Origin of the sequence: Taibaiella sp. KBW10, from assembly GCF_003852495.1 — a bacterium.
Taxonomy (GTDB): domain Bacteria; phylum Bacteroidota; class Bacteroidia; order Chitinophagales; family Chitinophagaceae; genus Edaphocola.
This window is the reverse complement of sequence record NZ_QAJI01000005.1, coordinates 145,340-172,296: the sequence shown is the minus strand read 5'-3', so window position 1 is coordinate 172,296 and position 26,957 is coordinate 145,340. Positions and strand designations below refer to the sequence as shown.

Genomic DNA, 26,957 nt, shown 5'->3' with positions numbered 1-26,957 from the left:
ATTCATTATGGATAGGGCCGTGTTATGCGGTTAAGTATTGGAAAAAATATTTATTATATAATCATCTAAAAAATATTTTATGCGCTATTTTTATTTTAATCATAGGCTAAATTGGCTGCGGCTTTTTATCCTAGTCTCAGCGGTATTTTATATCGCCCCCGGCTTTGCCCAAAGCACGGCACCATTGACCAATTGTAATACCCCCACTTTATTATCTGTTACGGGCACTAATAGCGTTGCGGCGACAGTTGTAACCGGTAGTGGGATGACCTGGACCGGCGCCACAATAATATTAGCCAGCCTTTCTAATGAGGGCAATACTGTTGATGCCGATCCTAATAACTATGCAGTCCTGTCTCCTCTTGCCCTGGGCGGTACCGCACGTATAACGGTACAAAATACCGGTGGTTATTATGCTGCAGGCACATTTGCCGGTTTCGACATTGCTCCCAATGCAGGTTTACTAGGCGTGGATCTGTTAGGGCAGATCGTCGTTAAAACATATATGGGCGATACGCTTAAAGAAACCAAAACACTCAGTGGTGGCCTTGCGGGTGTTACGCTCCTGAATACCGGATCTGGCAGACAAAGGTTGGGTTTTAAAACAACGCAAAATTTCAACCGTATTATGATCGAGCAGAGTGCTGTATTGAACCTGTTAGGTGGCTTACGGGTATATGGCGCGGTGGTAGAACGTTATTGTGCCGGCCCGGCTTTAGCTTGCAATACTAATGTAGCCGTAACCACTCCTGTTTACCCGGTATTTACCGAAGCGGGTACGAATGCATTGGTAGCGGTTAATTCCAATATTACCAATCCCGGTTTTGCTGTTGATACCGATCAGACAAACTATGCTACTGTAGTACAGACCGTGGGTCTTGCGGCTAATGCGGAGTTTGAAATTTCCGATGCGGTAACCACCTATAATAATACGTTTGCAGGATTCGATATAGAAAATCCCAACCTGTTGAATCTGGGGCTGTTGAGTAATATTACCGTTTCTGCCTATAGAAATGATACGCTGGTCGCTTCGGCAACCGGTAACAATCTGTTGGCGCTGAACACCGGCTTATTGGCCGGAAGTGGTCGCCAGATCGTCGGATTTGTACCCAACGGATCTTTTAATAGCGTGCGCATCTCTTTTAACCAAACCCTGGCCATTACCTTAGGAACTACCCGTATTTACGGATTAGTACTGAAACAGTTCTGTAGCAGTGATATTACCTGTGCACAGCCTGTAGGATTGAAAAACACGGCTAATCCCACCTTCCCGGTATATGTGAATGCGAGACGTACCGGTGTTACCGGTGTCGGTTGCGTGGCATGTGCAATCAACAATACCAATAATCTTATTGATGGTAACAGCAGCACATTTGCGACCATAGACCTTACCGCCGGCGTATTATCTACCGGTAGTATTTCAGTGAAAAACCAATTGCAGCGTTATCCTGCGGGTTCTTATGCCGGTTTTGAAATCGAAAGCACAACCCTCTTGTCTGCGAATGTTCTGGGCAATATTAAATTTAAATTATACCGGAATGATACCTTGGTACAAGACGGTACAGGACAGGCTTTACTGGCAGGTGTCGGTACCGATATCCTTACTGGTGGCAGCAGCCCGAGACAAATCGTGGGTGTGATCAGTAGCGTCGCTTTCGACGAAGTACAAATGGAAGTCAGCAACTTGATCGCCGCCAACGTATTAGGAACGATCAAGGTATATGAGGCGTATGTGGAAACCTCTTGCGCCCGCAGTGTACCTTGTCAGACCTCAGAAGTACTGACGCAAGCGCAACATGGCGCGGTAATTAATGGTGCCAATACCGGTATTAGCGGTGGCGTATGTGCTGCTTGTAAGGTAGATGATCCGTGGAACGTTGTTTCTACCAGTACAACCGATTTCAGCCGCCTGTATAATACGGTAAATGCTTTGTCTACTACATCTTTAGGTGTAGCGGTGCCTCAGTATGAATATCCTGCAGGAACCTTTGCCGGTTTTGTGATCAAAAGAAACAACTTCCTGATCGCAGCTTCCTTGTTGCCCAGTATTACCATATCCACGTATAAGGATGGGGCATTGCAGGAAAGCAAAACAGGATCTAATCTCTTAAATCTTACAGTATTACTTAACCTCATTGGTACCGATACCAATGTATATAATGCCGGTTTTGTAACAACAATGCCATTTGATGAAATCAAAATTTCCATGAATACCCTGGTGACTGCTTTAGATCAGTACATCGATGTATATGGCGCCTTTGTAGATACACGCTTTATCCCGGCGGGTACTGCGGGCATGGCTTGTAATATGAGCAATCCGGATATCAATGTCGGTTATTTGAATACCCCCATTAGCGGAAATGTAAAAACAAATGATGTAGTAAGTGCCGGTACTACCTATGCAGCGGCTGTACCTGTCGGTGTAAACCCAAGTTCAGATGTTCCTGTAGTCAATGCAGATGGCAGCTATACCTTTACGCCTACAGTAGCGGGTGTATACCAATTCAATATTCCGCTATGTGAAAATGCTATTTGTGTAAACCAGTTACTAACCATTACCGTAAAAGATCCGGCACTGTCCTCTTCCGCTCCGGTTGTGAACATGGATATCGCCACGGTTAAATCAAATCAAAGCCTGGTGATCCACGCTTTGGCAAATGACTATGCCGGTACCGGTGCGAGTGCCTTAGTGCCCGCTTCAATGACCCTTACCGATCTTAATGGTGCCAATCCCGGTAATACCAGATGGGGAGGAACCGCTACCATAAATATGACTACCGGAGATGTTACTTATGTGCCGGCCGACGGATTTATCGGAACAGATACCATCAGGTATACGGTGTGTGATAACCAAACACCATCACAATGTGGCAGCGCTTATCAGATCATTACGGTATTGCCCGCAACATACAGCAGCAACATAACTATCGCTGCGGATGATTATATCCAAACGTATAGCAACAAAGCGGTAAGCGGCAATGTTAAAACCAACGATAGCGATCCGGAAGGAAATACCCAAACTGTAGCCGCACAAAATGTAACCATACCAGGTAAAGGTACTTTTGTACTCAATACAGATGGTAGCTATACATTTACACCGGTAGCAGGCTTTATTGGAAGAGCAGAGTTAGCCTATTCTACTTGTGATAATGGCACACCAAGTGCTTGCGCCAAAGCAACGATGTATGTATTAGTAACGCCGAAACCGGTAACCAACCCTGATGCAAATGCGGGATTGATCAATCAACCGGTGCCGGGTAATGTTAGTACAAATGATATCGTACCGGCTGGAACGACCTATGGTACCGCAGTCTTAAGTGCGGGTCCTGCAGGCAGTACGCCGACGATGACTGTTAATGCTGATGGTAGCTATAGCTTCCAGGGTGCAGTAGAAGGTATTTATCAATATGATATACCGGTTTGTATTCCGGATATGCCGCTGCCTTGTCCTACGCAAAGACTGACAATTAACCTCGTGAATCAAAAAGTGTTTAGCAACAAACCGATTGTAAATCCGGATATCGTAAGCACTGCAAATAATACGGCCATTACTTACAATGTAAGACAAAATGATGCCGCCGTAAACTATACGAATACCTTGGGCAAACCGACAATCGCAACACATCCCGTGCATGGCACGGCTAATGTAAATGCAGATGGTACGATTACCTATACCCCAGCCGGCGGATTTGTGGGAACAGACACCCTGGAGTATCAGGTATGCGAAACACCAAGTGGTCAATGTGGTACGGCTAAAGAAATTATTACGGTTTTAGCACCTAATAATTACAATACCCTTACTGCTGCCGATGACTATGTGAGCACCTTAGAATCAGCTCCCGTAAATGGAAATGTGGTGACCAATGATGTAGATGCACAAGGAAACAGCCTGATCGCGACGACTCAAAATATGACGATTCCCGGTAAAGGAAGCCTGGTCTTAAATACAAATGGTTCTTTCACGTTTACACCGGTAGCCGGATTTATCGGTACGGTAGACGTTCCGTATACTGTATGTGATAATGGCAGCCCAAGTGTTTGTGCCAAAGCGAGTCTGCATATACTGGTAAAAGAGCGCTTCCCCGACCTTACACCGACCTTCGAATTCAGAAGAACGGTACTGGATCTGGGACAAAGTACAAACGGCGTGTGTAATGTATTCAATATCGGCGATGGCGGAGCAATGCCTGCCAATAGCATGATCAGGGTACGTATTGCAAAACCAAGCCCGACCTCCGGATATACGTTGACCTCTAATGGTACGATGACCTCCATTACAATCTTCGGAACACAATTGGTCGATAATGCCAAATGGGACTTTACGGAAGATGGTTCTAACCTGACTTTTGTTTTGAAAACGACAGAAGCCATACCGGCAGGAACCGTACAAAAACTAGGATTTACCGTATCCAGAACCACGACACCACCAACGTCTACAACCATATCGGTAACCGCCGCCATCAGAACAAATGCCGGAGGAGAAGTATTCACACCGAATAATACAGTAGGAACTACAATCTCCAGTGGCAACTAAAAAAAGATAACATTTACTCAAATATTAAAAATGAAAAACATGAAAAAAATCGTCTATTTCCTAAGCTTAAGTGGAAGCATCTTATTAAGCAGTCAGGCCAATGCACAAATACCAGTTTGTGGACCGGCTATTAATCAAAATGCAAACCCACAAATTACCTCTGCAAACCCAAATACAAATTTGGTTGTGAACGTTTCGACACCGGTCTCCTTCCGCTTCGCCAACAGCGGAGATGATGAAGCTCCGGCCAATACCCTGGAATTGATCGTTTCCATCGCGTCTGCAACCAACATGCAATTTGAACCGCCTTACCTTGATCCTACTTCGACCTGTGGTATCTGGACCGTTTTTGATGCCGCAACAGATTATATTATCTTGAGAAATACAGGTGGCGCAGCGGCTGATGGCAGCGCCTGCGATATCAACTTCTATGTAAAGGCCTTGACAGGTGGCCAGACACAACCGTATAGTGTAACGGTAAACAGACTTTCTGCTTCTTGTGTCGGTGACCTTGATGCTTCACCTGCAAATAATACAAAAAGTGAAGTGCTGACTACTGTTGCAGCACCGCTACCCGTAACCTTGGCCGATTTTTCAGCTAAAACAAATGGTTGCAACACTATTTTAAATTGGGTAAGTAAAACAGAAAAAGAATTTGCCCGTTATGAAATACAAAACAGCCAGGATGGCCGTGAGTATAGAACCATCGGTACTGTGGCTCCTAAAGGAGATAACAGCACTTATGCCTATACACAAGTTAATGCAGCAGAAGGTGCCAACTATTATCGTTTGAAAATGATCGACAGAGATGGGTCTTTTGAATACAGTAATGTTAAGAAAGTAAACGTCGCCTGTAGCAACATTCAATTGGCGCCTACAGTAACAAATGGTTTGACTAAGGTATATGGTTTGTCCGGTACAGAGACCGTTAAGGTCATCAACAACTTGGGACAGATCGTTACCAACCAGCAAGTAAAAGGCACAGAAGCAACTATTGATTTAAGTGCTTTTGCGGCAGGTCTGTACCATGTAATCGTGGTAAGAGGTGCTGAAAATGTTTTTGCTGGTAAAGTAGTGAAACAATAATCAATTCGTTTCATTTTTAATAGTAAAAGAAAGGGCCGGCGCTATTCTTAGGCTGGCTCTTTATACTAAAAGGGGAAGATTCCAATCGGAAGTCTTCCCCTTTTCTTTTTAAAATAATATTAATTGGGTATTCACTTTTGGGAAAAAAGGAGTTTTTTATCCTTTTGGTTTCCATTTATTGCGATTGCTACCTTTTGCCTTGATGGAAAAGGTACCGCCAAAAAATCAAGGCTAAATAAATCCATGGCTAAAAATCAATGTGTCGGTCGGTCACAAACCAAACTCGCTGCGCTCAGACAATGGTTTGCGCCTTTATCGACCGAGCCAATGATTTTCTTAACACCGGATTTATAGGGCCTATTCTAAGCGATCTGTTCTGTATGGATTGCTTATTGTTTTCATCAAGGCGATTTCATATAATATTATTAAAACAACTAGTGTTTTACAATCTCTTTTACAATACCACCCTGTGGTTCCCGTACGGTTTGTACAAAAATAAAGGCTTTAGGGTCTATGGCACGTACAATGTTTTGTATTTTACGTACTTCTAAACGGGTTACGATGGTAAAGACAATATCAACATCGGTACTGTGTTCGAAACTGTCTTTCATAAAACCACGCTCCCCTTTGTACACCGTTATTCCCCTGTTTAAAGATAAGACCAGCGCCTTTTTTATCTCCTCACTATTTGCAGAAATGATGGTTACACCTGTATAGGCCTCAATACCCTCAATAATGTACTTTGTTGTTTGGCTGGCTATATAATACGTCAGCATCGCATATAAAGCCGTTTCAACCTTCATGAATAAAGCAGCGATCACAAAGATGATAATATTCATCGCCAGGATGATCTCCGTGATCGAAAAGCTGCTTTTCTTAAAAGTGAAGACAGCCAATACCTCCATCCCGTCAAACATACCACCGCCGCGCATCGACAAACCGATCCCGACCCCCAGGAAAAAGCCGCCAAACATCGATACCAGGAACTTATCGTGGGTCAATTCCGGGAAAGGCACAAATTGAAGCATGACTGCTATTAAGGTAATGGTCAAACCGCTCCTGACGGCAAAGTTTTTTCCGACCAGATACACGGAAAGAATAACGAAAGGAATATTCAGTAAAAGCAGGACCATGGCCAGGTTTACATGAAAGACCTCATGGATCAGCAGGGAAATACCCGTTACCCCACCATCCAGGAAATGATTGGGTACTAAGAAACTTTTCAGGGCAAAACTAGCCGATAACACACCTAAGATTAAATAGATGATATCCGAAGAGGTGAATAAAGGGCCTTGATGCTGAATTTTGGCGGACATGGAGTTTATAATTTTGCTTTAATTTTATTAAGATGTTCTTGTTTTTTGTCTTTTCGAAGCCGGATTGAGGTAGCGGTAAAATAATGGTGTCTTTCCAAAAACCGCTCCTGTAAACGGTTCCAGTCTTCTTCCGTATTAACGATACCAAACATCGACAGTTCTTCGTACAGACGATCCCCGATGGTGAAAAAGTCGTCTCTGCCCAAATAGTCCAGGTCGGCATCAGCCAGGATTTCTTCCAGGTGGTTTTTAGGGTCTTGCGGAATTTTAGTCGCCATAATCATTCCGCAGATTTGCTCAATCTGCTCCTGCTCATAACCATATTCCGGAAGATATTGCCTTGCGATTTCGCAGGATTTCCGTTCATGCTCCTGGGCACCATGCAGGAATCCGGTATCATGAAAAAGCGCAGCTGTTTTCAGCAAGATAAATGCCTCATCAGAAACACCCTCTTCGGCCGCGAGAAACATCGTTGCGGCAATAACATCTTTCACATGAGATACACTATGATAAGAAAGATGTTGCGGCAGCTCATTTTGTAATTTGTCCAAAATGAGGATTTCTATTTGCTCGTAATTCATAGTTCAAATATAGAATTCAGGATTAAAATTATAAATATTTTTATTGATGTGCTACAAAATACATATCCATTTCGCCCTTTCCTTTTGCCTGTATCTTGCCCCTGTGGGTACATTTAAAATCGTCTTTAACAAAGGTATACGTGTTGGCAGAGATATTAACCTTACCTGCCGCTCCGCTTTGCTCCATACGTGCGGCAATATTAACCGTATCTCCCCATATATCATAAGCAAACTTTTTAACGCCTATGATGCCCGCAATCAGTGCTCCCGAATTAATACCAATCCGGATATCGAGGCCATAGGGAACTTTGTTTTTTCGTTCCTCCACAAAATTCAGGATATCCAGCGCGGCGTTGACCGCATTTTGTGCATGTTTGGGATTGGCGGCGGGCAGCCCGCTTACCGCAAGGTAAGCATCACCGATCGTTTTGATCTTCTCCAGTCCATGCTTTTCCATAATCCGGTCAAAGGCCGTAAAATTAATATTCAATTCGTTCAATAACTCGTCCACACCAATCTGTTCCGATATTCGTGTGAAATTGACGAAATCGGTGAAAAGCACCGATACTTCTTCATATTGCTGGGCTTTTGATTCTCCCTTGGTCTTAAGCTCTTCTGCAATTTCGGCCGGCAAAATATTAAGAAGTAATGCTTCACTTTTATTTTTTTCTTCGGCAATAATTTTATTGTCCTTTCTTTTCTGAATATAAGCCCAGGCGGCACCTCCGGCTAATAATAATAGTAAAAGTGCACCCAGTAAAGACATATTACGGATATTGTTGGCCCGTTTTAATTCTAGTGCTGCCAGGGCAGATTTCTTTTCCTGTTCCGCATTTGCAAGTGCCTTCTCCTTATCAAAACGAGCTTTGACCGCTGTTTGCTTTTGTGCGTATTCCGCTTCTATTTGTTGTCTTTTCAATTCCTCTTCCAGCAACAATTTTTTTCTTTCTTCATCTGACTTCGCTGCGGCCTGTTTCTTTTCATACTCATAGCGTAGCGCCTTTAGTTCGATTTGTTTTTGCAATTCGAGCCTTTGTTGTTCTTGCGAGCGTTTGATCGAATCTTGTATGGCCTCATATTTAAACTTTGCTTCCATTGTGGCAAAGTCAACGACCTTCTGTTCCGAATTCAGACTGTCCCTTAAGCCTACTGCCCGTTTGTAATAGTCGAAGGCTCCTTCATGGTCTTTGTCAAGTTTTTTGATATCGGCAAGGATACTGTAAAAAGAATATACGGAGGCTTTATCCGGGAACAGTTGCTCATATTCTTTTAAGGCGATAGAGAAGTCCTGGTTTAAGCGGTGTATACTATCCTGGTTTGCCGGGTTTAGAAATCCCTGCCGGTCTTTTTCCTCATCAATTTCCCGCGCGATCATGTGGTATAAGTTCAATCGATAAAACAATTGCAGTTCTTTGTCTTTGGTCAGTTGTATCGCTTCGCTGGCTGCCGCCTTTCCATTGCTATATTGATTCTGTGCATAATAGCTTCCGGCAAGGCTATTGAGTACATCGGCCATGCCTGCAGTATTATTTACGGCTTTATAGATATTCTGCGCATTCCTCAGGTGTATACTGGCCGAATCATATTGTTTCATAGAGAAATAAATAGAACCTATATTTCGTTCTAGCATGGCAACGCCTAAAGTATCATTTACCAATTTAAATAAGGTAAGCGATTGCTTATAATAGCTAATGCTGGCATCATAATTATCTTTGTCAAGATAGGTATTACCTAAATCAAGGTAAGCATGAGCCAGGATCTTTTTGTTATCTTTCTTTTTAGCCAGCTCTACCAGCTCCATACCCGTTTGGAGTGCTTGTGTCGCATCATAATTATTGTTGTAAAAGCTCTGTAGATTGGAGAGCGCATGGAATACGCCATCCTCATCATTTCTTTGCCTTGCAGCACGTACATTTTCCTGTAGATAATCGACGGCCGTTTTAAGATCACCTTTGTATTTGTATATATTTGCGAGTTCGTTGTTCAGTAAGGCAGCTGTATTGTATTCTTTGCTTTCAATCAACACCTGTTTCGCATTTTTATATAAAGGGATGGCTTCGTCATATTTCTTTTGTATCGCATAAACGGAGGCCATTCTTGCCCTGATTACAGCAGCCATTTTTGCATCCTTGCTCCTTTCGTAAGCATCTATTGATTTTTGGCTGTAATAAATAGTACTATCCAATTGTTCCGTCTTAAAAAAGGCATAAGCGAGATCATACAGCAATCCCGCCTGAACAGCACCGGTAGTAGTGTTCAGAAGCTTGTTTTTTAAAGAATCGATCGTTTCCTTTTGCGACCAGCTTGCTCGCGCGAAGAGACATAAGGCTAAAGCCAGAAAACATCGGATGATTTTATATGGCATGTTCAGAATTATGTTTATTGACAAAATACATATCAATAGCTCCCTTGTTTTTTGCTTCAATTTTCCCCCTATAAGTACAGGAGAACTCTTTTTCGATGAGGCGATAGGTATTTTCAGAAATATTGATATTGCCCGGTGTGCTGTTTTGCTCCATTCTTGCCGCTGTATTAACCGTATCTCCCCATATGTCGTAAGCAAACTTTTTTACCCCGATGATGCCGGCAATTAAGGATCCGGAATTAATGCCGATACGGATACTCAATCCATAAGGCACTTTGTTTTTCCGGTCTTCTACATAGTCCAGGATATCCAATGCCGCAGCGACAGCATTCTGGGCATGCCGGGCTTGGTTTACCGGCAGGCCACTTGCCGCTAAATAAGCGTCGCCGATCGTTTTTATTTTTTCGAGGCCATGCCGTTCCATGATCCGGTCAAATGCCGTAAAATTCTCATTGAGCTCTTCCAGTAATTCTTCGGCCCCTAACTTTTCGGACATTGTGGTAAAGTTTACAAAATCGGTAAAGAGTACTGTGACCTCATTAAAATATTTTGCCTTGGATGTCCCGTTTTGTTTGAGTTCTTCGGCGACTTCCTGTGGTAGGATGTTAAGTAATAAATGTTCTGATTTCTCCTTTTCGGAAGCGATGAGACGGTTATCCTTGCGCTTCTGCCGATAGGCATAAAAGACACCGCCGGAAAGCAGGAGCAATAATAATAAACCGGCTAAGGATAGATTACGGGTCGTATTCGCACTATTTACCTTGGTCTCCGCCACATCCGAAACCAGTTTCCGTTCCATTTCTGAAAACTGTTTCGACTTCTCCAGATTCGCAAAGCTATCTTTATAACGGTTATAAGCAATCATGTTATCATAGGCAAGTTGAGGTTTCTCCAAGATATTATTGGCTATGGCTAGTAAAAGATGAATCTCCTTCCATCTTGAAATATCTATGGAAGACTGTTTGTACACATCCAATTGTGCAGTAATAGTTTGTACCGTTTTTTCAAATTCCTGTTTATGCCCGGGTGCAATAATGTACTTCCCCGAGCTGTCTTGCTGAATTAATCGCTGAAGGTCTATAAAACCGTTCAATACTGCGAAAGAAGAGATATATCTTGGGTCTCCCGAAGCTTTCGATACCGCGGTGCCTTTTTCTAAAGCCTTTTTAAGATTTGCCGTATCTTTTTGGGTCATGTAAAGATTAGCGAGCATCGTTAGAATAGTGCTTTGCTTTCCCTTATAATCCAGGTCTTCTGCGATCTTCAAGGCTTCATTCAGGTATTTTTTTGCAGTATCATACTTTTGCATATTATAATAGCGCTCACCCATATTTAACATCACGTCCGACAATCCTATTTTATTTCCTGATTTCCGATAATAAGCAATTGCATTTTGGTAATTGTCCAGCGCATTGTTCATCTCGCCCATGGTGGCATAAGCAATACCAATATAATGATAGGACTCTGCGAGCATTTCATTATCCTGGGTACGCTGGCCCATCGCCAAATAAATCCTGGAATAACTTAAAGATTCTTTGATATTGCCCAGACTGGAATGTGTATAAATCAGGACTCGGTATACTGATTTTAGCAGCGAGTCAGAATGAACCTGTTTCGCGATCAATTCCGCCTTATTGAGTGCCGCTAATCCACTATCACTTTGTTGTAGCCCGTTAATATAAGCAATGCCTATGCCTAGGTATATTCTTCCTACTTTTTTCTGATCCTTTGATTCACTGTAAAATTCCAGACTCTTGTTTAAATAACCCAGGGCTTCTCTGGAATTTTGTTCAAATAAAGCCGTACGGCCAAGTTCAAAATTGATATTGGCTCTTGCTGCTTCGTTATTTGATTTGGATAGTGCAACCAATAAGGAATCCTTATTGCCAATATTGTTTTTTTGTGCGTTCGTTTGTACCACACAGAGCCATAAAAAAATGAATCCGATAAGGTACTGCCACTTTTGTTTCGTCATGTCTTGATTAGATTTTTGGATTTGGCGCATTTACAAAATACATCTCCATCTCGCCCTTTCCTTTTGCTTGTATCTTGCCTCTGGCAGTACAATTAAAATTGTCCTTAACCAGCGCAAAGGTATGGGCAGATATATTTACCTTGCCCGGCAGGCTGTTTTGCTCCATACGGGCGGCAATATTAACCGTATCTCCCCATATATCATAAGCAAATTTTTTAACGCCTATAATCCCGGCAATTAATGCCCCGGAATTGATGCCGATCCGGATATCCAATCCGTAAGGTGCTTTCTGCTTTCTTTCGGAAACGAAATCGAGAATATCCAATGCCGCCAGTACAGCATTTTGGGCGTGTTGTGCATTAACCAGCGGCAATCCACTCACGGCTAGATAGGCATCTCCAATGGTTTTGATCTTTTCCAGCCCGTATTTTTCCATGATCTGGTCGAAGGCGGTGAAGTTAATATTCAGTTCGTTGACCAGTTCGTCTACGCCCAGTTGTTCCGAGATTTGGGTAAAGTTGACAAAATCGGTGAAGAGCACAGATACCTCGGCATACTGCTGCGCTTTTGAAGCCCCTTTTTGTTTCAGTTCCTCCGCTATTTCTTGCGGTAGAATATTGAGTAATAATGTATCCGATTTTTTCTTTTCTTCTTCAATCTCTTTTTTCTGCTGCATCACTTCATGGGTACGGATGGTAACCTCTTTTTCCAGTTCTTCTTTCTGATTCTCCAGAATGCTTTGCTTTTCCTGCGAAAGATTTTCTACCGTTGCTAATTGTTTACTTAAATTTCTATTGGTTGCCGCTGAACGCCAGGCCAGGAAAGAGGAAATAGATACAGGGATACTGAATAGTGCTAAAATGAAAAAGATTATAAAAGGGCCTTTGAGGTTAATCGTTCCGTTAAAGATAACGGTCAGTAAAAGGGAAAACACAAAAGCGGTACAAAACAAGATACCAAAACCCAGTATAATGGATCCGGGCGTTTTATGGACAATGGCAATGATCATCCGAATAATGGTATAACCGATAGAAACCAGCAATAGTACCGGCATAGCATAATTCGAAAGATTAGTATTAAAGTAAATATCTATAATAGAGAAAACAAAGGTAAGCAGGCTGAGCAGGGCAACGATCCGTAAGACAGTCTTTCTTTTGCTGAACAGCGTGGTGGTAAAAGCGCACATGGAGAAACAAACTACGATGCAACCGAGCGCTAAAATAAGTACATTGGCATATCCGTAGGAAATATCTCTGTTGGAATGAATAACATAATAGCAGAGGTACAGGAGTATCGATATGCTGAGGTTGAACAAGGCAAAATATAGGTTGGAAATCTCTTTATGGTAGAATAAGAAGAGCAAAAAATGCACGAAAAATAAAGTAAAAAATAATGTCCCGGTGCCAATAAGGAAAATGGAAATCAGGATCTGGTTATTTTTCATCAACGCGATAAAAGTGTCGGGATTACTTACGGACATAGAAAATCCCCATGTATCCTTCTCTTTCAAAGCCTCGTCATTTCTGTATCGTACAGAAAGAACGTGTAATCCGGGCGTTTTTACCGCAAAAAAGGCTGGTCGGGCCGTAAGGCTTTCATAGGCCTCTGGTGCATTTTCTGAAAAGTTTCCGAAGCTGCAGATGCTTTGTCCATCCAGATATACTTCTGCTATACCGGTACCTTTAAAGGTCAGCACGTAAGGTTGTGCCAAATTAGAGGAGTCTGCGACGAGATATAATCTAAACCAGGCGGCACCCTGTGTTATTGCTCCCGCAGCTATTTCCTGAGCAGTAAACGAAGAAGGTCGTTTTTTCCAGTGAGTATCAATATAATCTTGTGAGGAAAATACACTACTATCTTTATCCTGAAATTGCCATAAATATTCCCCATTCATACCACTGGCAAAACCAAATTCGACTTCATTATTAATCTTCTCTAGAGAGATGTCCTTAAGATATAAAGTATCGGCCGGCTGTTGGTTCCGGGCAAACAAGGCCAAAGGGAATAATAGAAAAAGAGCGTACAAAAATATTTTCATTGTGGAGCTTTTATCGTTTAGTACTGTCCGAAACAGGCAATATGGGTACAAAATAATTATAAATATAGAGAATCTCCATTTTTTTCCTTAAAAATGGCACAGGTTTAATCTAAAAAAAGAGCGATTATCTTGAATAGATAATCGCTCTTTGGGGGTCCTGATATATAGAATATACTTCCTTAAGGTTTTAGCTTATTGGCAAATACCTTTTTAAATTTCTCAATTTTCGGTTTTACGACTAACTGGCAATAGCTATTTTCCGGGTTACGGTTGAAATAGTCATCATGATATGCTTCCGCATCATAAAAAGGCCCCTGACCTTCTATGGTCGTTACAATCGGATGTGTATATGCCTTTTCCTCGTTTAGTTGCGCAATATAGTAGTTTGCTTTTTCCTTTTGCGACTCATTTTGAGGAAAAATGGCACTTCTGTATTGCGTGCCGATATCATTACCCTGGCGGTTGAGCTGCGTAGGGTCATGTGATACGAAAAAGGCCGCCAGTAGTTCGTCATAGCTCACTACTGAAGGGTCATAAACGACTTTGACCGCTTCGGCATGTCCTGTTGTGCCGGTACAGACTTGTTCATAAGTAGGTTGGGCTACCGTGCCACCGATATACCCGCTTTTAACGCTGATCACCCCCTTAAGGTTCTGGAACTGTCCTTCGACACACCAGAAACAACCGGCCGCAAAAATGGCACTGTCTTTCTTATGGGCGATGGCGTCGGGGTTTTCCTGAAATTCATTCATTTTTTTAAATGTATTAGATTGAGTATAGGTACTGGTACCCTGTCCGCAGGAGACAGAAGCAAATGTAAGGAGTACCAAAGTAATAAATAAGAAATAGTTTCTGATCATAATACCTAAATATACGACTTATATGCTCCTTTGGTTCTGATTAAATTGCTAAAATAAAACTAAAACCGGGCAGATTTAAATCCTTGTAATCCTGTATGGTACTGTGTTTTAGGCAGATGTCGGATGCAGTATTATGTTTTTTTCTAAAAATATTTGGTAATAAAAGCTGAATACGCTTATTTTGCACGCGGAGAGATGGCAGAGTGGTCGAATGCGGCGGTCTTGAAAACCGTTGACTGTTACAGGTCCGGGGGTTCGAATCCCTCTTTCTCCGCCACCGAATATACGTTGCCCCTTATGGGGCAATTTTCGTTTAAAAAAAACGGAAGGCTTCAGGCGAGTAGCGAATGAGCAAAGCGGTGTTCTCCCGCGTAGAGCAGCAATGTGTTTTAAGCGTACTTTCTCCCAAATACCCGAAAGCAGACACTACATACCGGGCGACTTATCCCCAAAATTCAAACGACAAAAGCGATAAGCAGATATGCACTTTATTAGAAAAATAACGATAGTATTGTGGGCCTTCATCCCGCTCTTAGGCTGTGGGCAGCATGGCAATTCCGTTCAGGATGATCCACTGGATTCACTGGACCCACTGGCGATTTATAAAGGGGTCGATCCTTTTGAGAATGGGTTTGCGGCAGTATCCATCAACAACCAATACGGGTTCATTGACAAAAAGGGACGCAATGTCGTACCCTGCAAATACAGTCATGTATATGAATTTCATGATGGTCTTGCCGTTGTGGAACGGGACAAGAAGCAGGGACTTATAGATACTACCGGTAGGGAAATAGTACCCCTGAAATACGATTATATTAGCGGTTTTGAAGATAGTGAAAGGGCCATGGTAAAATCAGGTGAAAAATGGGGTTATATCGACAAAAAAGGGAAAGAGATCATTCCCCTTATTTATGATAAGGCCAATTATTTTATGGATGAACTGAGTACCGTGCAGCAAAACGATCAATGGTTTATCATCGATACTCTAAATAACAGGAAGCGGGTTAAATATGATCTGGCTGAGCTTGGGTCTTTCTACGAAGGAAGGGCATCTTTCAGAATTCGTGGACAATCGGATAAAGGATACCTAGACCGCGAAGGCAAGATTGCCATTCAAGCCAGATATCAGGATGTTTCCTATTTTGATAAGGGTTTGGCTGCAGTGGAATTCAACGGCAAAAAAGGTTTTGTCAATAAGAAAGGGGAGGAGGTCGTTCCCTTTCGCTACGACGGCTACCCCTATTTTAGTGAAGGCCTGGCATTGGTATGTACCAATGGTCTATGTGGCTTTGTAGATACAAATGGGAAGGAGCTTATTCCCTTAAAATACCCGGATGCTGATGCTCATAGTTTTTATGATGGTTTGGCAATCATTAAGATGGCTGGTAAGTACAGCTGCATTGATAAAAAAGGGGATGTCGTTATTCCGCCGATTTATGATGAGATGATCCAAGGGGAAGGCATGCTCGCAGTGATGAAAGGCGGACAGGGATATTACTTAGACTTAAAGGGAAATGTGCTGTTTAAAGAAGTGTACCAGGAAGTATTCCCATTTAGTGACGGGGCAGCAAGGGTAAAACAAAACGGCATCTGGTTTTTCATCGATAAGCAGGGGAAACGATTATTTTAATAGATAGTAGCAGCAATAGAGCCTTAGATTGTTACTCGGATAAAAGCAATAAAAGCAGCGTAGGGGAATTGTATCGATATTTCAGGATGAGACAAAAAGTCGATTAAAAAAACGGGGAATNNATTCCCCGTTTTTTTAATCGACCGATATTAGAGTTGCTTTTCCTTTTCTATTTTAAAGCGAAAGGATCCGTTTGTAATATGAAGGACCTCATCATCGTTAGTAGCGAATAGTTTGGGGATGTCTATCTCAAATTTACCTTCTACCCAGCCTGCGGCCACTTTTGTAATTTCAAAATGCCCGACATTGTCAGCCGTAGAAGCAAACATATCGTAATTAGTTCCCATTATGGTTAACGATATGTGTGCCCCGGGACAAGGGGCATCCGAATTGTACACCGTTTGTACATAAGGCAGTTTACCCACTACCGGAGCGGTATGAGGAGGCGTGTGAATCGTAATACCCAGATGGTACATTTGCTTTGCCAAAGTAGCTACATAGAATGCATGCTCATTGTTTGGTCTTACTTCTTCGTCGCCCGGTTCAAAATTATTGTAACCGCCCATTTCATTGCTCTTAACAGATATTGTTTTTCCATTAATATCGAATTTTAAAAATACACCGGTACTTTGTGCTGAGGCGGCAGTAAATAAAGCTACCGCAAGAAGGATAAACGTGAGTTTCAGTAAATGTTTCATTGTATTGTTTATTTGTTTATGTTAATTAATTGAACAGGTAATATTACGATGCTGCCTGTCGGGGGGGGGTTGTTATTTATCTTCGGCTTGGGGAAACGCTCGTCCAAAAATGAGCGATATAGGTTTCCTGTTTTAAAAACCGCTGCGGTATTAATACTGCACTTCTTCCCCTATCTCAAAGCGAAAAGTGCCGTTGGTAAGATGAAGCACCTTAGCATCGTCGAATAGATCGGATATTTTTATCTCAAATTTACCTTCTACCCAGCCGTCAGCCACTTTTGTAATTTCAAAATACCCGACACTGCCTTTTTTGGAACCATAGAATTCGAAATCATCTCCCATTGTCTTGTTCAACCCTATATATACTCCAGGAGTAGGGTTACCGGGCTTATACGTTGTGGGCACATAAGGGAGCTTACCTGCTACGGGATTGGTGTGGGGCGGTGTATGGATCATGATGTCCATCTTATAAGAATGATTTGCAGCAGCTGCTACATAAAATGCATGCTCATTATTTGTTTTTTTATCTTTATCGCCCGCTATAAAATTATTGTAGCCGGCCAGGTCTTCATCTTCTATAGATATCGTTTTTCCGTTTATGTCAAACTTTAAATAGGCACCGGTATTTTGTGCGGAAGCTGCGGTAAATAAAGCTGCAGCAATAAGGGTAAATACTACTTTCAGTAAATATTTCATTGTATTATTTTACTTTTTTTGTTAACTAATAAACAGGCAACATTAAAATGTCACCTGTTCCGTAAGTATTGTTTCTTGATCTGATAAACGATGTGGCTTATTTTACACCTAAATCTTCGATGCTGGTTACTTTATCTCCCTGCCAGCAAAGTTTGAAACTGCGGGTGGTAACCCCTGCTTTTGCCTCCATGGTACAACAGTCGCCTGCTACCGATACCACCTTTGCATCCTGCAGATTAAAATCGTTAAAAGTAAGCTTGTTCGATTCTGCCAGGCTGTTTTTCAGTTCTTCACTGAAATAAGTGTCGGCTGCTTTTTTTGCGCTTCCATCGGTGCCATCAAGCATTGCCATAAACTCCTTCATTTTGCCCGGGTTCTTTACTGCCGCCGCTTTTGGCGTCTTGTCTGCCGCGATAGTTCCCGTCGATTTGGCGTCCGCGCCGCCGCATGATGCGATAAAGATTGCTACGGTTAATGTGGTTACTGTAAGTACGGTTTTCATTTTTTTAAATAAAAGGGGATTAAAAATTGTTGTTTCCTACTGAAATTTTTATTGACTTCCTTAAAACTTAAAGAAGAAATAAACAACCGCAGCCCATTCTTTTTTCACACCATTAGCATAGCCGATGGTGCTGTGGCTACTGTTTTCAACGGTACCGTTGCTTTTGATATACCCGATCGTGCTATGGCTGCTATTCTCCACGGTGCCGTCGCTTTTTACATAACCGACTGTGGAATGACTGCTGTTTTCGATCGTACCATTGCTTTTAATGTATCCAATGGTGCTGTGGCTTCGGTTTTCGATGGTACCGTCGCTCTTGATATATCCTACAGTGCTATGGCTGCTGTTTTCAATAGTGCCATCGCTTTTAATATAGCCTGTTGTGCTGTGGCTACCCGATTCGATACTTTGTGCCTTACAGAGTGTTATGCTCCCAAGTGTGATGATGGTTAGTAATGCTTTTTTCATTTTCTTTTATTTTGAACTTTTATTTCAGTTTGTGCTTTTACTATTTATATTCCCACTGTATCGTTTTCAATATTGCTTCCAATTCCTGTTTTTCGGCATCGGTATTATAGGAGATTATTATCGAGAAAGCGTATTTGTTTTGTAGAAATATGCTGTACATGGTTTGATGAACGGTTATTGATTCGTTTTTGCGTATCTGTACTTCTTTACTTAATTGCTGGCTTGCAAAGCAATACCAGTTAATATGGTGATAATGAATATCACCATCTAATGTCACATTCAGGTTTGATCTTTTTAAAAATGTCAATGCATTACTTAAATATCCGTAACCGTTGTCAAACTGGTATGCTACATCTTCATACCCGATGGTAATGTTAGGATTAACAATTGTATCGCTTGTGGTTTTATATTTTGACAATAAAAGCAATGTTTTATCTGTCCAGCCGTCGTTTACGGCTTTAGCGGGAGCTTGATCATCCTGGCTGAATGTCAACTGATTTTCTACCTTCTTAAATACGGAATCTATTACTTCCTCCGTTTGCGAAAACCAATGCTTCGGAATGCTTATTTTAAAATTGAAAAACGGGTTGTAGTATTCATTGTTTTTTACTTCACTATAGTTTTCAGGATTGCCCGGCTTATCAAGCAAAACAATATTTTGTATGCCCTCTTCTTTTGGTTTTCCATCGTAATACGAATAATTAATTACTTCTAAATTGCGGGAGCCCCCAACTCCTTTTTGGGAATGTACCTTTACGGTAGGGTTTCCGTATTCATCCCGTTGTTTCATTTCTTCTATAAAAGGCCCGTATACTTTTTTTGCTTTTTTATCGGTAATTAAAGTTTGTATTTCATCTTTTTTTGTATAGTTAAAGGTCAGTTCTCTGTAAAAATCCAAGGTATCTTTTGCTCCGTAAGCTTTGGTTATTATTTTTTTGAGGGCATAATTGCTATTTAAATGGTATTCAAGGAGTGTTTTGGCACCATTCCTGTCCTTATATTTTATACTGTAAGTACTATCGTTAGTATATTCAATTGTTTGTGGAATCTCATCTTTAATGTTATTGGCAGAATCCAGTGTTTTATATCCCGCTTTTATATCGCCCGTATAGGTATACCTGGTATTGTTATAATAATGTAAGGGTGCCTGTTTATAACGGGGTATCCATTCTTCATATTTCTCGATAAGCAGGTTTCCGGCCTCATTATAAGTTCGTTTTTGCAACTCTTTTATATCGCTTTTTTGCACCCAATATCTTCCGTCCAGTTCTTTATAATCACTATAAGTAACGGCATTCATCTCTTTTACATTTCCTTTTAAACGCGCATGTGCCAGATCATTGTTTTTCAATTTACCTTCCTGCAAGAGGCCTTTTTCCGTAGGCAAAACGGGATCGTAGTAGCTATAGTTTCTGCAAATAATCTGATTGGTTTTTTCGCCGAGGTATTTTATTTCCGTCGGATTGCCCAAAGCGTCTCTTTTGGCGTAAAAAATAAATAAAGTATCCCGCCCGGATTTTTCGTCCAGCAAATCAGTGGTAAGCCGTTTTATGAGGGTTTCGGCCTCATTTGTTATATAGGTATTTTCATAGTGCTCTTCAATAACCATGCTGTCGTCATAAACTTTGGTTGTCGTCTTTTTAGGACTCCCATCTATATTTACGACAGAAAGGCTTTCTGACCTTTTTTTATTTTTCCCTTTATAGGTAGCGAAAGAAAATGTGCTGTCCGTAAGCCAGATCTTATCGCCGTTTCTATAACTAACTTCGGCGGTATCACTATATTTATATTTGTAAATACGTTCTTCTGTCCATCTGATCTTTCCCGGATCATCGTAATTATAGTTTGTTCTTTCGGTTACAGAATAACTTTTTTTAACATCAAAATATGCTATACTGTCTATGTTGCCCTTCTTATTATAATAAGTAATTGTACTGTCCCAAAGCCGGTTATTAGTCCCAATATCAAAATAACCTCTTTTTTGCGTTATTGATTTTACCTTTCCTTTTAAAAGTCCCGATTGCAGATCCGTCTTTTTTAATTGTGCAAATGAAAAGATAGGAAATAAGAAAAAGAGCATACTAAATACCGGCTTTCTGTAAGCGGTGCAGTAATGAGTCATCATGGTAAATTACTTATTGTCTTGGTTTATGTTTTATTATTCTTTTTCAAACAGACTTGGTTCGGTTTAGTGAAACACCGAACCAAGTCTGAACACATTCCGCTCCCTAATGTTTAATACTCTTAATGATACTCTTTAAAAAGGCATCCATTTCGTCTGTGTTTGTAGCATCGTTATATACAGAAGTTGATGCTACCAGCGTTAAATTAGGATTGGAAGGATGGTCGAAAATATAGATCACGAACTTGCCGTTTTCTTGCCATTTAGAACTCCTATCTGTTCTAGACTCTTCGCTCGCGCTAAAAGTGTATCCTTTTAAACCATTAATATCTACAGGCTGATATAAAGTCATCAGGTCCATTTTCTTGATTTCCCTGTTGTTTTTCCAGCTCAGGCTTGGTATCCTTCTGCGTTCTGTCAGCAGACCATTGATCGTATTCCAGTCTATGGTATATTTTTCAATATCATAATTACTGAATTTGGTCACAAAATCCTGCGATGCGTAATATGCTGCGGCATGTATGAAATCATCTGCCAGTTCTTTCGTATTCATGCCCGGAAATTTATCACTGGATATAGCATAAATGCTATAGTGGTAGTTGTTCTTATCTTTTAACTCATATCCCCATATCGTACTGGATGAGGTAAGAGGACCACTTTGATTTAAGGAAAAATCACTGGCAATATTGCTTTTGTCAACACTAAGATCTAAATAAGGTAAAAACAGGTTTTTATTATCCCATATCGTTACATTGAAAACAAGGGGTTCTAATAAATTAATGGCCTGGGCATATTCTTCATAACCGGTTTTTTCCCGATAGTTCAATGAAATTTTAACCTGAAGGGTTTTGCATTCTTCTTTTCCAGAGGCAAACTTATATATCCAATCAAGGTTATTGCCCCCTGCTTCCATAACTCCTTTTTCAAACACTTTAAATTTCTTGGTTGCCGGCGTGTGTTTTAAAAAATCCTCTACGGCGGCAGAACCGTCTTTTCTCAGGTACCAATACCCTTCTCCGGAATTTTTAGCATTAAGAAGATCCACTACTAAAACCGTTCTCCCATAAATGAAAGAGGGATTTTTGGGATTTTTAAAACTCACTTCGAGGGAAGCCAGATCATTTTTACTGATTGTAGCGCCTGCTTTTACAGGCTTACCATTAATAAAGGCGGAGATCTGAGCATAGGATAAGCTCTTAGAAAACAGTAATGCTGCCAGCAGGAAAAAGCGAACAGGTTTCATATAATTGATATGTTATTGATTAAAAAATTTTGTGCTGTGGTGATCTTTGAAAACCATTAAACCCTGACGGCGATTTCAAATGCCGGCAGGGTAAGAATCTGTAATTGAAAACTATTTTAAACTCTCAAATGCAGCGAGTTGCAAATCCAGTTCTTTTAAATCATTATTAAATATAGGTTCCATCTTAAAGAAGCGGTTCCCTTTTTTAAAGTAGAACAGATAATTTTTGACTGGAGCTCCGCTTGAGCCCTTCATTTTGAAGATAGTCCCGAAAGCGCCATTCTTCAATTGTTTTGTTTCGATCAGTTCCATAAAATCTGCACTTCCGGTTACCGCTTTTTTCAGCATAGTGGTATCTGTTGGATAAGAAGATGCAGATATTTCGGTAAGGCTTACCCTTGCATCACTGATATGGAAATCATAATCGGATAATTCCGTATCCGTTTCGGAAGCCTTAAAATCCTGGAATTCCGGGACTTCATCGGTTTTGGGCATAGTGATCGTAAGATCATACTTCTCCAGTTTTTTTTCTTCTAATGGCTTAGACTGTCCGCAAGCCTGAAGCAATAACACGGCAATAGCGGTTAATTGCAAAAAGATCTTTTTCATGTTTTTACTTTGTTGATGTTAAATGTATTACTGTTTACTTTTTTGGATAAACGCTTTCAAATTATTATTTAAATGTTGCAGAACCGGCAATGATTTCCCAAATCTTTTTGGTATTGGCTTCTGAAAAGACTTCCCCTTCGTTATTGACAATTCCCGAGTATCTGCTGTCATCAATAACGATATAGCTATCTCCTTTATCTTTTATGTAATAAGAAAAATGACAGACAGGATCTCCCAGGTTTTCCCCTGTGCTTCCGTCAATGACGGTTGTTGTGTATATATACCCATTTGCATTTTCAAGCAGTATTTTTGATTTGCGCTCTGTTGTATCGGTATCTATATCCGTTTCTTTTGAATTTGCAATAACTTTTGCCATGTTCTGGCTCATTAAGGCATGCTCTTTAAATTGTATGCGGAGTTCATATTTATTAGGAAAGGTTACCAATAGACCCGGCGTGAGACTGCTTGTATCTTTTTCGATTTTGGCATCTTTGGGAAGCTTTACCGAAAAAGCCGGTATTTCAAGTTCTTTCACAATGCCGGAAACCTCTTTTAATTCCCAGTCCGCTTCATTCACTCCCGCTGATGACGGTTTTTCTTTACTTGCCGTTTCGCCTTTGGCTTCATTTTTTGCTTCGTTTCCTCCACATGAAATAAGTGCTGACATCGACATAAGAATAGCCGATACGTAGATTAATTTTTTCATATTCTTGATCAGAAATAATGGTTTATTAATTATGTTTTATGTAGTATCTGTACTGTATTTTGAACAGGCAAAATAAACTATGCAGCGACAACTTTTTTCTTTACAAAAAAGCGCATAATGCCTCCTACAATACCGATGAGCCCTGCGAAAATCATGCAGTATACACCATTGCCTACAGATGCGCCAACCGTTAGGGCATCTCCTGTAGTAGAGTCGTTATAATACTTTAAACCGAGCATACAAACGAACAAGGAGATGAGAATAGCCACAATGGCGCTCCATTTTTTATTAATGGCCCCCATACCCAAAATGAGAATACCTAACACTATAAAAAATATCCCGGGGTTTCCGCCGAGGTCTCCCATAAAACCATTGTGTGAAACACCTAATAAGGTAACCCATGGCAGCCAGGCAGAGATGATGGAAAGAATACCGGCTATGATCATTGTCAATCTTGAAATCATGTTAATTTAAATTTGGTTTGAAATAATTTGCATACGCAAAATAGCATGCTTGGTTATACTATCTCAAGCAAATGAAAATTCGTCGGTACTTTTTGAAAATTCGTCGCTGCCAGAAGGATATACGTAATGCTATAGAGAGTTGAGGGAGCTAAGAAACTCTTCCTTCTTTCTAACAGACAGGGGTATAGCCGTTTTATCTTTCATAATGATGCTTCCTGAATCTGTTTTTACATAATGATCAAAATAAAGCATATTAATGAGATGCGACTGGTGTGTACGGAAAAAGCCCATAGGGAGTAGCATGGTTTCGTACTCTTTCAGGGTAGCGGAAACAAGTAGTTTCTGACCGTTCAGCATATAAAAAGTAGTATAATTTTTTTCGGACTCGCAACGGATAATATCCTGCACATGGATAGAATAAACTTTTTCCGCTGTTTTTAAAATGATCTTCTGCAGGTTTCTCGGGCGTTCAATATTTGAAAACAGCGTACTGAATTGCAGTTCCAGCATTTCTTTACTTAAGGTTTCCTGCGCTTTTTTTACAGCCTCAATAAGGTCTGAAGGATCTATGGGTTTCAATAAGAAATCAATAGCGCTGAAACGAAAAGCTTTGATGGCAAACTCCTGAAAGGCGGTAATGAATATTACTTTAAAATTAATGGGCTTTAGTTGTTGCAACAGATCGAACCCTGTACCGTCATCCATTTCAACATCCAGGAAAACCAGGTCAGGCAAATATTTTTTGATAGCAGCAACTCCGGATGCGACACTATCTGCTTCCGCAATAATGGCGACATCGGGGCAATACTGTTTTATTATCGCCATGTTTTTCTGGCGGATATTATTCATATCATCTATTATGATTGCTCTAAGCATATTCTTAGTTATTATAAACGTATGGGATTTCAAAAAAGGTCTTTACACCTTGTACGGTATCATGCTCGCCGGTGATATTCAAGGTCTGTATAATGATCTTCTTTTTAGACGAAATACTCTCCAGCCTTTCTTTGGTAATTTGCGTTGATAAGGAGCGTTGCCCGTCTTCTGTTTCTTTTGCGACAAGCCCTGTTCCGTTATCGGTTACTTCGAAAAACAACTGCTCTTCTATCCGGTAAAAACGAACATGAATCATTCCTCCTTCCTTTTTGTTTTTTAAACCGTGCCTGATGGCATTTTCAATAAAAGGCTGGGTAAGCATCGGCGGCAGTAAAATGTTTTCCGGATCTATTCCGTCGTCTATGCTTACCGTATGCGTAAAATTATTATTATGCAACAGCTTTTGAATATTCATGTAGTTATCCAGCATATTCAACTCTTCATCCAAGCTGATATAGTTCTCCCTTGAGTTTTCCAGGATCTGTCTCGTGAGTTTGGAAAACTTAGTTAAGTAATTGATTGCCTCTTCGTCTTTATTGCTGTAGATCAGGCTTTGGATGTTGTCTACCGAATTAAAGATGAAATGCGGGTTCATCTGTGTAAGCAATAATCGTTGCTTCAGTTGTTCATTCTTATTGGCCGTTATGATTGCTTTCTGTCTGAAAGATTTAACCACGAAAATAATGACTACTCCTAAGAGCAGTGCCAGTGCAACAAAACCGTACAGCAGCATATTTCTTTTAGCTATTTTCTTTTCATTGGTCAAGGTCGTAGCCGCTGTCTTCTTATCGAACTCATTTTGTAATTGCTGTTTTTCAAACTTTGCATTTAATGCGGTAACAGCATTTATTTTTTCCTGGTTAATATACTCCTCCCGGAATGCAGCCTCTTTTACGGCATAATTATACGCATTCCGGAAATCACCGGTTTTGGCATATAATTCGGAAAGACTACCGGTTATACTGATGCTGCCTTCTAGGTTATTGTATTTCTCGGTAAGTTGTAATGCTTCTTTATAGTATTTAATAGCTTTTGTAGAATGGCCGGCTGCTTCCTCTTTTGCCGCCAGATAAGATAAGGCGGGTTGCAGCGCAATTTCATCATTCACCTCCCGGGCAACGATCATCGTTTTTTCAAAATAATAAGCCGCAGAGTCCTTCATGTTTAATGAATCACAACATATAGCCATATTCATATAAAAGTCTAACTGGGGTACTCCTACTCCGGTTGCATCATAGGCCCGCTTCGATAGCCAGATATAATGATAGGCGCTATCATACCTGGAGCGTTGCATATAAGCGGCGGCAATATGATTATAGGAAAATCTTAATGAATTGTATTTTTTCTTTTTTATAAATATTTCAGCAGCCTGGCTGCAGTATTTAATGGTTTCTTCGGAATAACCGATCGCACTGTAAGTCTGGCCCAGACCCTGCAGCGATATCCCGACCTGCAAAGTGTCATTTATTTCCTGTGCTACTTTTATCGCTTCATGGTAGAGGTTAATTGCTTTTTTGGTATTGCCCGAACCGCCATAATCCTTTGCCAGATTGCTCAGTACGATTGCTTCTTTGTGCCTGAAACCATGTGCACGTCCATAGACCAGTGCCGCTTCATGCAGTTTGATTGCCTGTTCCCGTTCGCCATCGTTATAGGCTATCGATCCTAATGCCAGCGTATTCATAAAAATACCCCAGGGATAATTGATCTGTTGGGAGGCTTTTAAAGTGCGGTTGGCAAGGTCTTTGGCAAAAACAGGATTGATGGTGATACTATCCGTAATAGATTTAATGTTTGTTTTAATCGCATTAGTATCGAGCGTTGTTTGCGCAGATACATTTCCGGAAAAGAAGCTTAAAAGGAAAAATAAAATAATGGATTTTATAAATTGATATTGTAACATAATGGACTCAGTAATATAACGTTAGCTTTTCGTTAAACTGCAAATATATATAACTAACCAGCCCTTTAAAAAATATTAATAACACTTAGACGCAATCCGCCTTGTTCGTTAATCAAAAGATAACAGACCACACCATAACATTACTATTGAAATTAATATTTCAGCAATAGGTTTTTAAAATTTATCGTATCGGGCTATACTGCCCGGTTTTTACGTTTAAACAGTAGCCTATCCAGCCAACGAAACGACATCCCGTTATGGTAAACAGCTGCGCTTAATTGCACC

The 26,957-nt window shown here is 40.8% G+C and carries 20 protein-coding genes and 1 tRNA gene; 4 read left to right on the top strand and 17 right to left on the bottom strand.

The window, feature by feature from the left end; translation table 11 throughout:
- The first annotated feature begins 79 nt into the window (after positions 1-79).
- Complete coding sequence (locus DBR32_RS11235; RefSeq protein ID WP_124636433.1) at positions 80-4,534, top strand: Ig-like domain-containing protein; 4,455 nt, start codon at positions 80-82, stop codon at positions 4,532-4,534.
- A 39-nt stretch (positions 4,535-4,573) separates the two neighbouring features.
- A complete protein-coding gene (locus tag DBR32_RS11230) occupies positions 4,574-5,620 on the top strand; it encodes a T9SS type A sorting domain-containing protein (protein WP_158605968.1) in 1,047 nt (348 codons plus the stop codon).
- Between the two features lie 434 nt (positions 5,621-6,054).
- Here DBR32_RS11230 and DBR32_RS11225 read toward each other — a convergent pair whose 3' ends face one another.
- From DBR32_RS11225 to msrA, 6 genes are all read right to left on the bottom strand, one after another.
- Complete coding sequence (locus DBR32_RS11225) at positions 6,055-6,936, bottom strand: YitT family protein (protein ID WP_124636431.1); 882 nt, start codon at positions 6,934-6,936, stop codon at positions 6,055-6,057.
- Between the two features lie 5 nt (positions 6,937-6,941).
- On the bottom strand, positions 6,942-7,517 hold the full coding sequence (locus DBR32_RS11220; protein WP_124636430.1) for an HD domain-containing protein: 576 nt from the start codon (positions 7,515-7,517) through the stop codon (positions 6,942-6,944).
- A gap of 40 nt (positions 7,518-7,557) precedes the next feature.
- Positions 7,558-9,882, bottom strand: a complete 2,325-nt coding sequence (locus DBR32_RS11215; RefSeq protein WP_124636429.1) for an adenylate/guanylate cyclase domain-containing protein — start codon at positions 9,880-9,882, stop codon at positions 7,558-7,560.
- Positions 9,872-11,857 (bottom strand): adenylate/guanylate cyclase domain-containing protein, encoded by a 1,986-nt coding sequence (locus DBR32_RS11210; protein ID WP_158605967.1) that lies wholly within the window; start codon positions 11,855-11,857, stop codon positions 9,872-9,874. The genes DBR32_RS11215 and DBR32_RS11210 overlap by 11 nt, the downstream gene beginning before the upstream one ends.
- Positions 11,858-11,864: 7 nt before the next feature.
- On the bottom strand, positions 11,865-13,895 hold the full coding sequence (locus DBR32_RS11205) for an adenylate/guanylate cyclase domain-containing protein (protein ID WP_124636427.1): 2,031 nt from the start codon (positions 13,893-13,895) through the stop codon (positions 11,865-11,867).
- Between the two features lie 179 nt (positions 13,896-14,074).
- The gene (msrA, locus tag DBR32_RS11200) at positions 14,075-14,755 is read right to left on the bottom strand and encodes a peptide-methionine (S)-S-oxide reductase MsrA (protein WP_124636426.1); all 681 of its coding nucleotides are present in this window, start codon (positions 14,753-14,755) and stop codon (positions 14,075-14,077) included.
- A gap of 189 nt (positions 14,756-14,944) precedes the next feature.
- On the opposite strand from msrA, the gene DBR32_RS11195 reads away from it, so the two are divergent.
- Positions 14,945-15,032, top strand: a tRNA-Ser gene (locus tag DBR32_RS11195).
- Between the two features lie 204 nt (positions 15,033-15,236).
- Positions 15,237-16,385 (top strand): WG repeat-containing protein, encoded by a 1,149-nt coding sequence (locus DBR32_RS11190; RefSeq protein ID WP_124636425.1) that lies wholly within the window; start codon positions 15,237-15,239, stop codon positions 16,383-16,385.
- A 149-nt stretch (positions 16,386-16,534) separates the two neighbouring features.
- On the opposite strand, the gene DBR32_RS11185 is transcribed toward DBR32_RS11190, so the two are convergent.
- From DBR32_RS11185 to DBR32_RS11135, 11 genes are all read right to left on the bottom strand, one after another.
- Entirely contained in the window at positions 16,535-17,083 is a 549-nt protein-coding gene (locus DBR32_RS11185) for a hypothetical protein (protein ID WP_124636424.1), read from the bottom strand.
- Between the two features lie 150 nt (positions 17,084-17,233).
- Complete coding sequence (locus DBR32_RS11180) at positions 17,234-17,779, bottom strand: hypothetical protein (RefSeq protein ID WP_124636423.1); 546 nt, start codon at positions 17,777-17,779, stop codon at positions 17,234-17,236.
- 97 nt (positions 17,780-17,876) lie between these two features.
- A complete protein-coding gene (locus tag DBR32_RS11175) occupies positions 17,877-18,281 on the bottom strand; it encodes a hypothetical protein (protein ID WP_124636422.1) in 405 nt (134 codons plus the stop codon).
- A gap of 60 nt (positions 18,282-18,341) precedes the next feature.
- Positions 18,342-18,749: a 5-fold beta-flower protein gene (locus DBR32_RS11170; RefSeq protein WP_124636421.1), complete on the bottom strand. Its 408-nt coding sequence runs from the start codon at positions 18,747-18,749 to the stop codon at positions 18,342-18,344.
- A gap of 40 nt (positions 18,750-18,789) precedes the next feature.
- Positions 18,790-20,874 (bottom strand): hypothetical protein, encoded by a 2,085-nt coding sequence (locus tag DBR32_RS11165; RefSeq protein ID WP_124636420.1) that lies wholly within the window; start codon positions 20,872-20,874, stop codon positions 18,790-18,792.
- A gap of 103 nt (positions 20,875-20,977) precedes the next feature.
- Complete coding sequence (locus DBR32_RS11160; RefSeq protein ID WP_124636419.1) at positions 20,978-22,114, bottom strand: hypothetical protein; 1,137 nt, start codon at positions 22,112-22,114, stop codon at positions 20,978-20,980.
- A gap of 111 nt (positions 22,115-22,225) precedes the next feature.
- Complete coding sequence (locus tag DBR32_RS11155) at positions 22,226-22,723, bottom strand: hypothetical protein (RefSeq protein ID WP_124636418.1); 498 nt, start codon at positions 22,721-22,723, stop codon at positions 22,226-22,228.
- A 64-nt stretch (positions 22,724-22,787) separates the two neighbouring features.
- Entirely contained in the window at positions 22,788-23,429 is a 642-nt protein-coding gene (locus DBR32_RS11150; protein ID WP_124636417.1) for a hypothetical protein, read from the bottom strand.
- Positions 23,430-23,506: 77 nt separating this feature from the next.
- A complete protein-coding gene (locus tag DBR32_RS11145; RefSeq protein ID WP_124636416.1) occupies positions 23,507-23,893 on the bottom strand; it encodes a hypothetical protein in 387 nt (128 codons plus the stop codon).
- A gap of 129 nt (positions 23,894-24,022) precedes the next feature.
- The gene (locus DBR32_RS11140; protein WP_124636415.1) at positions 24,023-24,769 is read right to left on the bottom strand and encodes a LytTR family DNA-binding domain-containing protein; all 747 of its coding nucleotides are present in this window, start codon (positions 24,767-24,769) and stop codon (positions 24,023-24,025) included.
- A gap of 4 nt (positions 24,770-24,773) precedes the next feature.
- Positions 24,774-26,672 (bottom strand): histidine kinase, encoded by a 1,899-nt coding sequence (locus DBR32_RS11135; RefSeq protein ID WP_124636414.1) that lies wholly within the window; start codon positions 26,670-26,672, stop codon positions 24,774-24,776.
- Positions 26,673-26,957 lie beyond the last annotated feature (285 nt).

Bases quoted from the DNA above. Each gene is read 5' to 3' on its own strand.
- DBR32_RS11185 (WP_124636424.1), bottom strand. From the start codon at position 17,083: ATGAAACATTTACTGAAACTCACGTTTATCCTTCTTGCGGTAGCTTTA.
- DBR32_RS11140 (WP_124636415.1), bottom strand. From the start codon at position 24,769: ATGCTTAGAGCAATCATAATAGATGATATGAATAATATCCGCCAGAAA.
- DBR32_RS11155 (WP_124636418.1), bottom strand. From the start codon at position 22,723: ATGAAAAAGATCTTTTTGCAATTAACCGCTATTGCCGTGTTATTGCTT.
- DBR32_RS11170 (WP_124636421.1), bottom strand. From the start codon at position 18,749: ATGAAAAAAGCATTACTAACCATCATCACACTTGGGAGCATAACACTC.
- DBR32_RS11235 (WP_124636433.1), top strand. From the start codon at position 80: ATGCGCTATTTTTATTTTAATCATAGGCTAAATTGGCTGCGGCTTTTT.
- DBR32_RS11210 (WP_158605967.1), bottom strand. From the start codon at position 11,857: ATGACGAAACAAAAGTGGCAGTACCTTATCGGATTCATTTTTTTATGG.
- DBR32_RS11150 (WP_124636417.1), bottom strand. From the start codon at position 23,429: ATGAAAAAATTAATCTACGTATCGGCTATTCTTATGTCGATGTCAGCA.
- DBR32_RS11220 (WP_124636430.1), bottom strand. From the start codon at position 7,517: ATGAATTACGAGCAAATAGAAATCCTCATTTTGGACAAATTACAAAAT.
- DBR32_RS11160 (WP_124636419.1), bottom strand. From the start codon at position 22,114: ATGAAACCTGTTCGCTTTTTCCTGCTGGCAGCATTACTGTTTTCTAAG.
- DBR32_RS11225 (WP_124636431.1), bottom strand. From the start codon at position 6,936: ATGTCCGCCAAAATTCAGCATCAAGGCCCTTTATTCACCTCTTCGGAT.
- DBR32_RS11180 (WP_124636423.1), bottom strand. From the start codon at position 17,779: ATGAAATATTTACTGAAAGTAGTATTTACCCTTATTGCTGCAGCTTTA.
- DBR32_RS11145 (WP_124636416.1), bottom strand. From the start codon at position 23,893: ATGATTTCAAGATTGACAATGATCATAGCCGGTATTCTTTCCATCATC.
- DBR32_RS11175 (WP_124636422.1), bottom strand. From the start codon at position 18,281: ATGAAAACCGTACTTACAGTAACCACATTAACCGTAGCAATCTTTATC.
- DBR32_RS11230 (WP_158605968.1), top strand. From the start codon at position 4,574: ATGAAAAAAATCGTCTATTTCCTAAGCTTAAGTGGAAGCATCTTATTA.
- DBR32_RS11135 (WP_124636414.1), bottom strand. From the start codon at position 26,672: ATGTTACAATATCAATTTATAAAATCCATTATTTTATTTTTCCTTTTA.
- DBR32_RS11205 (WP_124636427.1), bottom strand. From the start codon at position 13,895: ATGAAAATATTTTTGTACGCTCTTTTTCTATTATTCCCTTTGGCCTTG.
- msrA (WP_124636426.1), bottom strand. From the start codon at position 14,755: ATGATCAGAAACTATTTCTTATTTATTACTTTGGTACTCCTTACATTT.
- DBR32_RS11215 (WP_124636429.1), bottom strand. From the start codon at position 9,882: ATGCCATATAAAATCATCCGATGTTTTCTGGCTTTAGCCTTATGTCTC.
- DBR32_RS11165 (WP_124636420.1), bottom strand. From the start codon at position 20,874: ATGATGACTCATTACTGCACCGCTTACAGAAAGCCGGTATTTAGTATG.
- DBR32_RS11190 (WP_124636425.1), top strand. From the start codon at position 15,237: ATGCACTTTATTAGAAAAATAACGATAGTATTGTGGGCCTTCATCCCG.